General features: G+C 42.0%; 12 protein-coding genes and 1 rRNA gene. 6 read left to right on the top strand and 7 right to left on the bottom strand.

The features are described from left to right. Window positions 1-37: 37 nt before the first annotated feature. A 5S ribosomal RNA gene (gene rrf / locus MSHOH_RS17805) occupies window positions 38-159 on the top strand. A 160-nt stretch (window positions 160-319) separates the two neighbouring features. Here rrf and MSHOH_RS17800 read toward each other — a convergent pair. The 4 genes from MSHOH_RS17800 to MSHOH_RS17785 form a co-directional block, all read right to left on the bottom strand. After that, on the bottom strand, window positions 320-1,690 hold the full coding sequence (locus tag MSHOH_RS17800) for a sodium-dependent transporter (protein WP_048141696.1): 1,371 nt from the start codon (window positions 1,688-1,690) through the stop codon (window positions 320-322). 248 nt (window positions 1,691-1,938) lie between these two features. Continuing rightward, window positions 1,939-2,301: a nascent polypeptide-associated complex protein gene (locus MSHOH_RS17795; RefSeq protein ID WP_048141694.1), complete on the bottom strand. Its 363-nt coding sequence runs from the start codon at window positions 2,299-2,301 to the stop codon at window positions 1,939-1,941. Window positions 2,302-2,382: 81 nt separating this feature from the next. Beyond that, window positions 2,383-2,703: a HesB/IscA family protein gene (locus tag MSHOH_RS17790; protein WP_048141692.1), complete on the bottom strand. Its 321-nt coding sequence runs from the start codon at window positions 2,701-2,703 to the stop codon at window positions 2,383-2,385. 293 nt (window positions 2,704-2,996) lie between these two features. After that, complete coding sequence (locus MSHOH_RS17785; RefSeq protein ID WP_048143613.1) at window positions 2,997-4,139, bottom strand: hypothetical protein; 1,143 nt, start codon at window positions 4,137-4,139, stop codon at window positions 2,997-2,999. A gap of 158 nt (window positions 4,140-4,297) precedes the next feature. On the opposite strand from MSHOH_RS17785, the gene MSHOH_RS17780 reads away from it, so the two are divergent. After that, the gene (locus tag MSHOH_RS17780) at window positions 4,298-6,277 is read left to right on the top strand and encodes an amylo-alpha-1,6-glucosidase (RefSeq protein WP_048141690.1); all 1,980 of its coding nucleotides are present in this window, start codon (window positions 4,298-4,300) and stop codon (window positions 6,275-6,277) included. A 137-nt stretch (window positions 6,278-6,414) separates the two neighbouring features. Here the strand turns inward: MSHOH_RS17780 and MSHOH_RS17775 are convergent, their stop codons facing one another. Beyond that, complete coding sequence (locus MSHOH_RS17775; protein WP_082089409.1) at window positions 6,415-7,818, bottom strand: S8 family peptidase; 1,404 nt, start codon at window positions 7,816-7,818, stop codon at window positions 6,415-6,417. Window positions 7,819-8,153: 335 nt separating this feature from the next. On the opposite strand from MSHOH_RS17775, the gene hisI reads away from it, so the two are divergent. The 4 genes from hisI (at window position 8,154) to MSHOH_RS17755 (ending at window position 12,524) form a co-directional block, all read left to right on the top strand. Beyond that, complete coding sequence (hisI, locus tag MSHOH_RS17770; protein WP_048141689.1) at window positions 8,154-8,516, top strand: phosphoribosyl-AMP cyclohydrolase; 363 nt, start codon at window positions 8,154-8,156, stop codon at window positions 8,514-8,516. Between the two features lie 194 nt (window positions 8,517-8,710). After that, the gene (locus MSHOH_RS17765; protein ID WP_048141687.1) at window positions 8,711-10,633 is read left to right on the top strand and encodes a PINc/VapC family ATPase; all 1,923 of its coding nucleotides are present in this window, start codon (window positions 8,711-8,713) and stop codon (window positions 10,631-10,633) included. 153 nt (window positions 10,634-10,786) lie between these two features. After that, window positions 10,787-11,671 carry a hypothetical protein gene (locus MSHOH_RS17760; RefSeq protein WP_239451046.1) on the top strand — a complete coding sequence of 295 codons (885 nt, stop codon included), beginning with the start codon at window positions 10,787-10,789 and terminating at the stop codon, window positions 11,669-11,671. Window positions 11,672-11,843: 172 nt separating this feature from the next. Beyond that, window positions 11,844-12,524, top strand: a complete 681-nt coding sequence (locus MSHOH_RS17755; protein ID WP_338037903.1) for a LysE family transporter — start codon at window positions 11,844-11,846, stop codon at window positions 12,522-12,524. 233 nt (window positions 12,525-12,757) lie between these two features. On the opposite strand, the gene MSHOH_RS17750 is transcribed toward MSHOH_RS17755, so the two are convergent. Continuing rightward, complete coding sequence (locus MSHOH_RS17750; RefSeq protein WP_048141681.1) at window positions 12,758-13,204, bottom strand: hypothetical protein; 447 nt, start codon at window positions 13,202-13,204, stop codon at window positions 12,758-12,760. Between the two features lie 54 nt (window positions 13,205-13,258). Beyond that, window positions 13,259-13,744 carry an Ig-like domain-containing protein gene (locus tag MSHOH_RS17745; protein WP_048141679.1) on the bottom strand — a complete coding sequence of 162 codons (486 nt, stop codon included), beginning with the start codon at window positions 13,742-13,744 and terminating at the stop codon, window positions 13,259-13,261. Window positions 13,745-13,818 lie beyond the last annotated feature (74 nt).

Below are 13,818 nucleotides of genomic sequence, written 5' to 3'. Positions count from 1 at the left end.
CTTCTTATTCCACAAAATATCCATTTTATAGGTTGAGTTTGGCGGCCATAGCGGCAGGGCAACTCCTGTACCCATCCCGAACACAGCAGATAAGCCTGCCCGCGTTCCTTACTGTACTGAAGTGTGCGAGCCTTCGGGAACTCTGGATCGCTGCCAAGCTCACCTTATAATACTTTAATACTTCTAATTTTAAAACTGATTTTTTGAATTGCTTTTTCTCAATGATTTCTGATTTTCTGAATGTCTTTCTGATATTGTTTTTAAGAATCACAATTTCCTTCCAATCTTTCTTCTAATCTTCTATCTTAGTTTCAGTATCTTAGAATATGTCCATCCAGCCTTTGATAAATACTACAAGTATGATCAGGGGAAGAACATAACTCACATAAGGTTTAAGCCATTTTGGAAATTTGATCCCTTTTCCTGCATCAGCTTCTTCTATAAAGTTTTTCCAGCCCCAACCGAAGTTTCTGGTACAGAAGAGCACAAAGACAAGGGCTCCGATCGGAAGAAGGTTATAGCTCAGGATGAAATCTTCCAGGTCAAGAACCACTGTGCCTTCCCCAAGGAGTGCAAAACTGCTCCAGGGACCAAAACCAAGTACACACGGAAGAGAAAGGATGAAGATCCCAATCCCGTTTATCAAAGCAGCTCTTTTTCGTTCCCATCCCCATTCGTCAATTGTAAAGGCCATGATGTTTTCAAATATCCCGATAATGGTTGTCATTGCGGCAAAGGTCAGAAACATGAAAAAGAGGATGCCCCAAAACTGGCCTCCCAGCATCTGATTAAATATGTTTGGAAGTGTTACGAAAATAAGGCCGGGTCCGGACCCTACATTCACACCGAAAGCGAAAGCAGCAGGGAAAATCACCAGCCCTGCGAGGAACGCAGTTAGGGTGTCAAGTGCTATGACATTTAGGGATTCTCCTGTAAGGGAGCGTTCCTTTCCTATATAACTGCCAAAAATTGTCATCCCTCCTATCCCAAGGCTCAGAGTAAAGAATGCCTGTCCCATTGCAGCATAAACGCTTTCCCAGCTAAAGTTTGAAAAATCAGGTTTAAGGTAGAAACTCAGGCCTGTTGATGCTCCGGGTAAGGTTATGGCTTTGAAGACAAGTATTAAGAGCATGATGAACATGCCGGACATCATGAGTTTGCTTACTCTTTCAACACCTTCCTGAAGCCCAAGGGAGCATATGAAGAAGCCAAGGATTACCACAAGAGCCATCCAGATGATTAGCTCTCCAGTACTGCCAAGAAAGATCTCGAAAGCGGTTCCTATTTCTTCAGGAGAAAGCCCGTTGAAAACGCCTGTAAGTTCTTTATAAAAGTAGGCAAAACTCCAGCCAGCAACAGTTGTGTAAAACATTACCAGAATAACATTTCCTATGATCCCGAGGTATCCAAAGATATGCCATTTACTGTTTGCAGGTTCCAGTGCCCTCATGGCCCCTGCGATATTGAGGCGTCCGGCCCTGCCAATTGAGAATTCCATTACCATTATCGGAAGGCCGAGTAAAAGCAGGAATGCAAGGTAAACCAGGACAAAAGCTGCCCCTCCATATTTTCCAGTGATAAAGGGAAAACGCCAGACATTTCCCAGTCCGATTGCACATCCGGCTGAAATAAGTAGAAAGCCTACCCTGCTTGCTAGTTTCTCCCTTTCAACGTTTTTATTTTCCAACATCTTTTCTTCCTTTATTCTGTTTTCTCTCTCTTTATCCTATTTTAGATTGTTGGTGTTTCTGACAGATATTCCGGCAAGATATTCAAGGTGCTCTCTTGAAAATAATATCAAAAACAGGTTAGAATAAAGTGTTGAAAGAGAACGTTGAAAATAATTTTTTATGTAAGGTAAAAGTGAGATAATCCTAAAATAGGAGTTTATAAAATTAGAAGTTCGTAAATGAGATACTTATAAAATGAAGAAAGGAATCAGGCAGAAGAAAGTGCCACAATGGCTTCTGCCAGATCTCCGTTTGAGTTCTTCAGGGCGTTCCTGGCTTCTTCTTCGGAGACGCCGGTCTGCTCCATTACAAGTTTGATGTCTTCGGCAGGGATTTCCTGAGATTTTGGGACTTCCTTTGCATCGCCTACAATCTGATATGTTTCCGAACCCTGGACTGTCATTATAGTAACGTTTGCATTTTCAATAATTATGTTAGAGTCTGCAGTTTTTATAACAACTTCTTCAACGTCCTTAAGTTCTTTAACATCAATCCCCATCTGCTTCATCATCTGCTTCATTTTAGCCGGATTCATTCCCCGGCCACCCACGCCTCCCATTCCTGGAAACATAGATTTCCTTCTCCTTTGTTTTTATTTTTTGATTTGCTTCTTCAGGTTCGGGTATTTCATACGTTTAGTGTAGTTTTTTATTTAATGGCAGCCGCCACAGGTACCGCATCCGCCGCCGGCGCTTGGGTTGCGGATAAGGAAACCTTTCCCGTTTTCATCTTCGATGTAATCGATGCTGCCCTCGGAGAAGCTCCTCTCGATATCCTTTGCCATTACAAGCTTTATTCCATTGCTTTCCATTGTGACATCGTCTTCTTTAACTTCATCGTCGAGGGCCAGTCCGTACTGTACTCCACTGCAGGCTACTCCAGCAACAAAGATTCTGAGCGCAAGTTCAGGCTTGCCCTCCTGTTCAAGCAGTGTTTTCAGTTCTGTTGCAGCTTTTTCTGTTACTTCGATCATTTATATGCACCTCTTTTTTCATTTTGGTAAATTTAAAATATTGAATATCTTTAATTTCTAAAGAATGCCATCCGTTACAGCTTATAGATGATTCCTAAGCGTTATATAGTCTTGCATCTAAGACATATAATGCTTATGTGAGATGGCACCTTTTTTCCCCTGAAAAAGCCTTGTAAAGAAGTCTTGAAGGGCAGATGATGGATTCTTTCTTCTGGAAGTCCGTTTTTCTCCCAATATGTAAATATATTTTCTATATTATATATTTTTCTTCTGATATTTTTTTGGGTTTTCCTTTAAAGGAATTCGGCATCTTCATCTATGGGCTCTTCGAGCACGCTGGCATTATAAGCATTGATCTCAAGGGAATTGCGTTTACCTTTTACTTCCCAGACAGGAACATATACAAGCTCCATATCGAGTTCTATTTCGTCGGCTTTTGGGCTTATACTCTTTTGTTCATAAATAATTGCCTGTCCTTCCAGGTTATTAAAACGCATTTCGCGTGTATTTTCCTGTATAATTAAATCAAGAAGGACCTTTTCTGCCTGTTTTTTATCCACATTCGGCCGCTTTAGCTCGTATTGCACTGCCGGAATTTTGGTAGGTATTCCAAGTCCTTCTATGTCCATTTTTTCTCTTGACTTATTCAGAGCGTTAAGAAAACCTTTTCCTTCTCCTGTAATACTCATGACTTTTGACCTGAACCGCTTTTCGGCTTCAACGCTATAAGAATACTTCCAGAAAGGTACGAATTTCAGAACTGCATCTTTAGGGCTGCTAAGATAGGGTTTTGCAATAATAATTGCCTGATCTTTAGAAATCCTTGGTTCTACAGACTGAATGTTCAGCATCTCATACTGTTCGGCTCTAGAATCCTCATTTTTCTCCAGCCTCTTTAAAGGCTTTCTCTCCTCAACTGGCGACATGATTCTTGATTCAAAAGAGATCCTTTCTGTCTCTCTCGACATCTCTTGAAGCGGTACAAGTTCCCCTGCGGAACAGGACTCCTGTTCGAAATCTTCCTCCTCCCAGTTTTCTTCGGCAGATTCCGGGGCAGAGGCTGCCTGTTCTTTATGTTCATTTGGAGATATTTCGGATTCTGTCTGACAATCTCTTAATTTTCTTTCCATGTTTGCCAGAACCGCTCTTCCTATCTGAAGAGCCAGTTCGTCCCTGTCCCAGATATATATCCCGAGTTCGGCTGCGTAATCATTCAGTTCTCCCGAAGTTTTCTGGGTCATCACATAGATTCCGGTACAACCTTTTATCTTTTCCGAAAAAGATCTTATTTCCTCGTAGTCTGGTCTCAGGGCACACATGACATAAGCCTTATGCCCATTTTTCTCTACAAGGATGTCATACTGGCTGGATATTATGACATTGTATCCGGATGATTTGAAGATATCAACAAGGAGTTCTAAAAGGTCTTGCTTCATGATTCTCACTTTCTTATGTCCTGCACAGCTAAAATAGTTTATGTTTACAATTTAAATATAATTATCTTAAAACTTATTATACCGTATGCCTACTTCTCTGTTTAAACCTCTTTCTAAACGTACAACTATATAAGAAATCAAATCCTAATCAGGTATGTATGAGTGGGATCAGACTTGGAACAGATTCGTTTCATACTTATGAAGAAGGTATAAAAAGAGAATGGATAGTAGGGAACGGGATCGGAGGATATGCTTCATCTACTATCATTGGAGCTGGGGCAAGAACCTACCATGGACTCCTTGTTGCGGCTCCGAAGAATTCCCCTGGAAGGGTTTTACTGCTCTCCTCCCTGGATGAAGAGCTTTCTATAAATGAAGAGACCTATCCGCTTGCAACCCACAAATATCCAGGTACAGTTCATCCAGAAGGATTTACTCATCTTTCCAAGTTTATCCTGGCACCTTCTCCTCTCTGGGTTTACCAGCCCGGAGACTTTACCGTGAAAAAAAAGATTTTCATGGTTCACAATAGTAACACGACATGCGTTCTCTATGAGATAAGGTGTCGCAGGGAGGGAGCTTTGCTGAGAATCTCTCCTCTGGTGAACGCAAGAAGCTTTCATGGGACCACACGTTCTAATGATATCTCTTTTTCTCAGAGAACTGAACCTAAAGGAGTGAAACTGGAAAGCTCTAATGGTTTTGTTTTCTGGCTTTCATCCAATCTCCAGTACCATGCCGAGCCAAAGTGGTACTATAACTTCGAATACGATATTGAGAAAGACCGGGGGCTCTCATTCCAGGAAGACAACTTCAATCCCGGTTACTTTGAAAGTAAACTTAAATTGGGGACCTCTTATTTTTTTATTGCTGCTTCAACTGAAAATATTTCTTCTTTTACTCTCGAAAAAGCTGAAGATCTCTATACAAGAGAGGTTTACCGACAGAATCTTTTTGCTTTTAATTCAAGGCTTACCGAACCTTTCGCACTCAAACTTCTCAGGGCAACGGACTCTTTTATCGTAAAACACCCTTCCACAGGTGAAAAGACAATAATAGCCGGTTATCCCTGGTTCTCAGACTGGGGGAGGGATGCAATGATCTCTCTGCCTGGTCTGGTTTTGATCCCCAGGCGTTTTGAAGATGCCAAATCCATACTAAAAAATTTTGCCGGTAATTGCAGGAAAGGCTTGATCCCCAATAATTTCCCGGCTTTTGGAGGAGAGCCAGCCTATAATACAGTTGACGCATCCCTGTGGTTTATTCACTCCCTGAGCCGTTATTTTGCATATACCGAAGATCTCCTGTTCCTTTCGGATATATGGGAAACTGTGGAAGAAATAATAGATAATTACAGCAAAGGTACGGACTTTGGGATTGGAATGGATTCTGATTACCTTATCAAGCAGGGTCCTCAGCTGACCTGGATGGATGCTAAAGTAAACAATAATCCGGTGACTCCAAGAGCAGGTAAAGCATGTGAGATTAATGCTCTCTGGTATAATGCTCTTAGAACTGCTTGCAGCCTGGGAGATCTGCTTGGCAAAGAAACCTCTTCATATGATACTCTTGCAGCCGGAGTTGCCTCTAACTTTGAAAAAGTCTTCTGGAACCCGGAAGCTAACTGCCTCTATGATATCGTATCTGAGGATAAAGAAGGAAATCAGATTAAAGATCCTTCAATTCGTCCGAACCAGATTTTTGCTGTCTCTCTCCCTTACACCATGCTTTCTCCGGAAAAAGAAAAGGCTATTGTAGACCGGGTAGAAAAAGATCTGCTCACGCCTTTCGGGCTCAGGACACTCTCAGCGGATAATCCTTCTTATATAGGGTTTTATAAGGGAGGGCCTGAAGGAAGGGACTCAGCTTACCACAATGGAACAGTCTGGCCATGGCTTCTCGGACCCTATGTTAAAGCCTATAGAAAAGTGCACAACTATTCGAAAAAGAGTCTTGAGGATATGCGCTCTCTGCTCCAGGGCTTTGATACACATCTTGAAATAGCAGGTATAGGTACGGTTTCTGAGCTATTTGATGGTAATTATCCTTACTCTCCGGATGGCTGCATTGCTCAGGCATGGAGCGTTGCAGAACTTTTAAGGGCATACGTTGAGGATGTCCTTGGAATCGCACCGTGAAAACAAGGTTTCTGTTTTTCCAGAAGTTTATCAACTAAAGTTCATTCATATGACATGATGCTTTCGTCAGAGTCGTATGAAGCTAAACATCAACTTTTATTGCAGTTCATGCGATTCAGGCACACGGGCTTCCTGCTTCAGCTACCTGAGGATTGTGTACAGTTGGCTCCCTGAACGTAGTTAAGGGCAGCAGTTGCGTTTACAAGCCCGTATCCGTAATAACTATCCCAACTCGAAGTTCCCAGATCTACAGCTGTGTTTTGTATTGCAGCCCTTACTTCGTCGGGCCCGTTTGCTCCTTCGGATATCAACAATGCGGCAACGCCTGATATATGTGGAGTTGCCATGGATGTTCCCTGGAAGAACCAGTAACCGAAGTCTGTAGGGTCTTTAGTTGTAGTGTTGAATGTATTCTGAAGGATTCCATCTCCATAACCATCCCCGCTCTGGTCTACCCTCATGTCTCCCCCCGGGGCCATAATATCCAGGGTTTCACCGTAATTTGAGTAATACGTGCGACTTCCGTCATATCTTGTAGCTCCGACTGCAATACATTTCTCATAGGCAGCTGGATAGCTGACCGTACTTTTCTTGTCGTTTCCGGAAGCCGCCACAATGGTGACTCCATTATTGTAAGCAGTATCAAGAGCAGCTTTAAGGACAGGATCTATCTTGGGAGCCTGATATCCAAGACTCATACTTATAATATCCACTTCATGTTCAGTCGCGTAGTAAATTCCATCTGCTATCTGCGCGAGGGTTCCGCTGCCTTCATCATTAAGAACTTTCACAGGCATTATTGAGCAGTCATAAGCCACGCCAGCTACACCATAATTGTTATTGGTGCTCTGGGCTATAGTTCCAGTAACATGCGTTCCATGCCCGTTATCATCGTTCGGGTGGGCATCGTTATTGACAAAGTCATAACCCGAAACAAAAATAGTGTTCGTAAGGTCAGGAGCTTTTTTGTATATGGAGTAGTTTTCGTATGCAACTCCCGTATCAAGCACTGCAACGATTACTCCCTTTCCGGTGGAAATATTCCATGCAGGTTCGAGATTGATTCCACCTCCCACTCCGGTTTCGAAGGCTTTGAAATTCCACTGGTAAAGACCGTAATATGGGTCATTGGGTACCATAAGCGCGTTCATGATGACATTGGGGATTGCGTATTCCACATTCGGGTTTTTGCTATAGATCTCCATCATTTCTTCAACGGTTTTTGTCTTTGGGATTTCCATTATCTTGAATCCTGCGTAGGGACTGGTATAAGTTACCTGAGTTCCATTTTCTTCGGTGATATTTTTTACCTCTTCTTCAGAGACACCAGGCTTAAACTTCACAAGTATTTCCCCGGGAACGTATTTCTGGTCACTGGGTATGTCGGTTGGCAATTTTTCAAAGATATAATAAGGTTCTTTGTTCACTGAATAAGGTTCTTTGTTCACTGTACTCAGTGAAGAAACCGGCAAAATTGACCCTAAAAGCAGTCCACTTAGTAACAATAGAGGCACAAATTTGCTCTTAAATCTGAAATCCATCCTTCCCACCCATAAAGCTTAATAAATCACTGTTATGGCCCTTTTTTATTAGAAAATAAGTGCTGAACTTTCTTTTTCCTCAGAAGCTTTTATGCAGAATATAATATATATTTTTATAACTTTATTACTTGTTTTACATAATTTTAATATTATTATTCTTTATTAGCTTCAACATTTATTCTCCTTGTAGGATTTTTATTCCTATTTTTGAAGGATGGCAGGATGTGTACTGAAATTTTTACCTGGAATCTTTTTTGTTCTCTAAAGTTTCCTATCTATTCGGAAATTTTTTTACTAAACTCCTCTTTTTATACTAGTTTGGCAATTTATCCCACATGATTGACTTTGATACCCTGAAATACGAAAACGGTTTGATTATTGCTATTGTTCAGGACCAGACCAGCAAGGAGGTTCTGATGTGTGCCTATATGAATCGGGAAGCTCTTGAAAAGACCGTCGAGACCGGAATTGCTCACTTCTGGAGCCGAAGCCGGCAAAAATTATGGAAAAAAGGTGAAACGTCGGGGCATCTGCAAAAAATAAAGGAAATCAGGATTGACTGTGATATGGATTCTGTTCTCCTGCTGGTAGAACAGATAGGTGGAGCCTGTCATATGGGATACAGGTCATGTTTTTATCGGAATCTCGAAGGAGATGTCGTCGGCGAAAAGGTCTTTGAGCCTGAAGATGTTTACTGAGTTCAACTATATTGCTTCAATTACGTTTGCTAAATCATAGTATTATATTTTTATCACTCTATTCTATTTTTAATCGTTTTTATTCTCAGATCTTTTAAAACTTTATTTTTTACTAACCGCTTTCCTAACTCCATTCATCTGAAAAAAAGCAGGAGAAGTTTTATTATATACTTTCTGACTCTATATCCCTTTATATGGCTGATGAGAAGCGGATATGGAGAATCGTTCCGGATACAAGCGTGATTATTGACGGGAGGCTTTCGTCCCGAATTAAAAGTGGTGAGTTCGGGAGCGCTGAGATCATCATTCCCGAAGCTGTAGTATCGGAACTTGAAGCCCAGGCAAACAAGGGCAGAGAAATAGGTTTCAAAGGGCTTGAAGAACTTTCGGAGCTTCGTAAACTGGCAGACAGGGGGGATATTCAACTTCAGTTCAGCGGGGTTCAGCCGACTCTTGAGGAGATCAAGCTTTCCAAGGAAGGAAGGGTGGATGCCCTTATCCGGCAGACAGCTCTTGATATGGGGGGACTGTTCGTTAGTGAGGACCGCGTACAAAGTCTGATAGCCAGGGCAAAGGGACTTGATGTTGAGTACATGCATCCTAAAGTTCTGGATCCCTCGGAATTAGGTCCTCTCAAAGTAGAGCACTTCTTTACTGATGATACGATGTCCGTGCATCTCAAAAATGGGGTTTCTCCAATGGCCAAAAAGGGTCCTGTTGGACAGGTACGTTATGTACGGATCAGGGAAGAACCTGCAAGTTCACAGGAGCTTTCCAGTATCTCAAAAGAACTTATCGAGAGGGCAAGGTTTGACCCCGAGTCCTTCATAGAGATGTCTTCAAGCGGGGCAACGGTACTGCAAATCAGAAACATGAGGATTGCAATTGCACATCCGCCTTTTTCCGATGATATGGAGATAACTGTCGTCAGACCTACAGTTGTTGTTGACCTTGAGCACTACCGTCTGAGCGACAAACTGAAAGAGCGCATAATAAGCCAGCGTGGAATCCTTATTGCAGGGCCTCCTGGAGCAGGAAAGTCAACTTTTGCTGCCGGGGTTGCACGTTATCTGAATGACCACGGGCAGGTAGTCAAGACCATGGAGTCTCCAAGGGACCTGCAGGTGCCTGCTGAGATTACTCAATATTCTCCCCTGAATGGGAGGATGGAGAATACTGCTGATCTCTTGCTCCTTGTAAGGCCGGACTACACCATTTATGATGAAGTGCGAAAAACCGGGGATTTTCTGATCTTTGCGGACATGCGGCTTGCGGGAGTCGGGATGATCGGGGTAGTGCATGCAACCAGAGCAGTGGATGCAATCCAGCGTCTTATAGGAAGAGTTGAACTGGGTGTGATCCCGCAGGTAGTTGATACTGTAATTTTCATCGATAAAGGAGAGGTTGCAAAGGTTCTCGTTCTTGCCTTTACAGTTAAGGTTCCTCACGGGATGACCGAGCAGGATCTTGCAAGACCGGTAATTACCATTGCAGATTTCGAAACAGGCAAGGTCGAATATGAGATTTATACTTACGGAGAACAGGTCGTAGTCATGCCAATCGGCCCCTCCAGGGAAAGCCGTAAACCTGCCTGGAGGCTTGCCGAAGAAGAGATAAGAAACGTTATTAGCAGATATGCTACAGGCCCTGTTGAAGTGGAAGTAACCTCGGACGATAGCGCAATCGTAAAAGTCTTCGACGAAGACATGAGAAAGGTTATCGGCAAAGGCGGAAATGTCATTGACAGGATCGAAAATATACTGGGACTCCATATCGATGTTAGGGAGATAGAAGCCGAAACACCAAAAAGCACAAAAGGCCTGAAGCAAGGGGCTGAACGTAAAGCTTTTCCTGGAAAAGCTCGAGAACCGGCGCCCGAGATAAGTGCTCCAGCGTCCCCGGTTCATCCTGTTATCGAAAGGACAAAAAAACACCTTATTATCGGGGCTCCCGAACTTGCAGGAAGGGATGTTGAGATCTTTATCGAAGACGAATATCTTTTCAGTGCAACTGTTAGCCGGCATGGAGATGTGAAATTAAGGATAAACTCAGACCTTGCGATGGAAATCATGGAAGCTCAGGACAGTGGGGACTTTGTTGAAGTCAGACTTATCTGATCTTCTCGTTTTTTGTACTCTTTACTTTCTTACTTTTTACTTTTCTCTTGCTTTTAGATTTTTCAAATTACACTTCCAATATTTTTCTCTACTACTCAAAAAAATTTATATACTGTTGAAGTCTGATTTCATATCAGGGATTTATGGGGGGTTATGGTTCAATTGAGCAAATCGTATCAGACAGAGCCAGAAATCAGGAATGATCTTCAGGGAAGAATCGAGGTCTTTGACCAGAACATCAGAAGTTTTGAAAAAAGATTGAGGGCAGTTGAGCGTCGCTTGTCTCTTGATGCGTCTCAGGCTCTGCAGGCAGGAAAGGCTTATTCGGCAGTTCCTTCAGATTCTTCTCAGGAAGTAAATTTTGCAAATTTTGCAGCAGAGTCTTCGGTTACCCCTCAGGGGCCTTCTGTGTCTCCTGAAGTTTCTTTCCCTCTTCCTGGGAATTCTTTGCTTTCAGACTTTGTTCCTTCGTTTACAGAAGAAGATATTTCAAGTTTTGCCTTCGGTGCTGTACTTCCCTCTTCAGAGGCATCAAATGCCTCCATGACATTCCTGGATAGCTCTTCTGAGATTTCCGGGGCCAGCTACAGAGTAAAGGATATAAGTGTTGTTTTTTCCAGACTTTCCGAAAGCATTCGTTCTATACACACTGCAGTATCCGAACTTTCCGATTTTGTGCATGGTAGTCTTAGTCCAGAGCTCGAAAGACTGGAGAGTGAAGTCAGGAGCATTAAAACTCAGGAGAACATATCAGAAGAATATGTAAGTAAACTTGAGTCCCGTATTGAATTTCTTGAAAATAGAGACAGGTTTACCCTGGGTTCGATAAAAGTACCTGTGGAAGTCTCAGGAATTGTCGGGTCTTCCGTCCTTTTGCTTACAGGTTTTCTTATATGGTCTGGCCGATGGGATCTAATAAGGTCTCCTTACTTTTCTATCGGACTTGCGGTAACTATGGCAGGAGCCGTACTTCTGAAATTTTTCCTGGTTAACCGGAAACAAAAACCCCTGATGATTAATAATAAAAAAATAGATTAAGTAAGATAGGGTACCGATTAAGGTAAGATAGGGTACCGATTAAGGTAAGATCGAGTATTTTTCCAGACTGATGTTATAATAGCTATTTTTCGCTCAGTCTCAAAACATTTTTATATAAATACTTTCTACATTTATGTATTAAGATCTTATCCGGGGTGGCGCCATAATTGAATTGATTAAAGCTCTTATTCTAGGTTTCACAGTAGGTATATCCGCAGCCATTATTCCCGGGCCCATGATGTTTGCAACAATAGAGGCGTCTTTTCATAAAGGCTGGAGAGCAGGACCTTCGATATTTATGGGTCACGCCCTTGTAGAATTCGTCTTCTTCATGCTTATTCTGATAGGTGCATCATCTTTTCTCAGGAGATCGGTTATCTCGTATCTGGCTATAATAGGCGGCCTGATTATGGTCGTTTTCGGACTTACGATGATCAAAAAAGCAAAAGAAGTCTCTACAATGGATGTCTCGATTTCAGCCAGCAGTATGAATCTTTCTACGGGGTTCATATCTTCAGGAATTGTAACTTCGGCACTGAACCCTTTTTCAGGTACAGTATCCGCAGGAATTATAACCTCAGCATTAAATCCTTTTTTTGTTGCATGGTGGTTAACGGCTGGTAGCGCAATCCTCCTTGAGGAGTATCTTATAGGTGTCCTTGCAGTAATTTCGTTTATCGCCGGGCACTGGATAGCAGATCTTGGATTTCTTTTAACCGTATCCTCTGCTTTTTCCAGAGGGACGGAAATAATTTCACAGCCTACACATAGAAAACTGGTATACCTGTGCGGAAGTTTTATGGCATTCTTTGGGCTGTGGTTTATGGTCAATAACAATAGTGTTTTGCAATGATTATTCTCTGGCTTTGTAAAAATTCTCTAAATTCTGTCTTTCAGGTTCAAATATATCAGGTATGAGTAAACGTGTATCAAATATATAATGAAGATTTGAAAAGGGATGAATATCCAAAAAGAAAGAGCTGTTTTGGAGTCTTAACCTGTTAAGAAATTAAATTGTTGAATGAATAGCTCTTAAAACTTAACTATCTTGAATCGGTTTTAAGGTCCTGAATCTTTTAAAATGGTTTAACTTCTCTTTACCTTTACAAAATACTCCTCATCAAAATCTTTGTATCCGCTTCTCATCACTTTTATTGAAACATATCCTTCTGTTTTCCCGGGAGGTAATTCAGGGTTAGAAATCTTTATTATTGTGTTTCCATTAGAATCCGTAATGCCTGAATAAGCTTTTTTTCTGTCCGGGCTCCAGATAATCACGTTTGCTTCTCCCATACCGCGGTTTTCCCTGTCAAAAACGCTTATCTGCAAGCTAAAGTTTCCTTTCTCTCCCGAGGTTATTGAGAGTGTGCTTACGTTTGATGCTGCATACATAGATTCAGGAGGTTTTGGAGCAGCTGAAATGGCTGAGAGAATCGCACAAAAACCGATGAATCCAATTATCGAAAGAACTACAATCCTTATTGGAAGCCCAACAGTTCCTGCTTCGTTCTCTCTTAGGTTATCAGGCAGCATAGCGGCTTCTCCCAGTTTTATCTGTGCCCATTTTTGCCCGTGCTAAGTGTGCATTTAACGAGTCTTGACGATCATAACTGCATCTTTCTTCTCATAATCATAGAAACCGTCTGCCAGAATTTTCAGGTCCATTGTGCCTTCATTCTGGTTCGGGTCAAGCCTTACCAGTGCAGTGCTTGGCGTTGTCAGCACAGTGACTCCGTTAATGTCAGTTGTGTTCGATGCTGCACCTCCGAGTCCTTTGAGGATGACGTTTGCATCCCGAACCGGATTTCCGTCTTTATCTGTTACCTTTACTACCGCTGATACGGCAAAAGGATTCTGTGCAGTGGTAGCACCTACTATTATTGAGTTTCCTGACTGAAGGCTTCCTGTCCCGAGTCCTGTTTTTTCAACAAAGACTGACATTTCCTTTGTAGGAGTCGGTATTATCGAAATAAGCGTTGCAAGAGCGACCATCGCTACAACGAGCATCACTACGATATTAATTGGTAATTCCATTGCTTTCTCATCATGTCTGAATAGCTGAAATCCCCGCATATTTCCTCCTCACTTTGATTCTATTGTTAACATTTTAACTGTACAACATTCTATCAATATTGATCATTCTATTT

It is taken from the genome of Methanosarcina horonobensis HB-1 = JCM 15518, assembly GCF_000970285.1.
In the GTDB taxonomy this organism is placed as follows: Archaea; Halobacteriota; Methanosarcinia; order Methanosarcinales; family Methanosarcinaceae; genus Methanosarcina; species Methanosarcina horonobensis.
The sequence above is the reverse complement of the archived record's forward strand: the minus strand, read 5'-3'. Positions and strand labels throughout refer to the sequence as shown.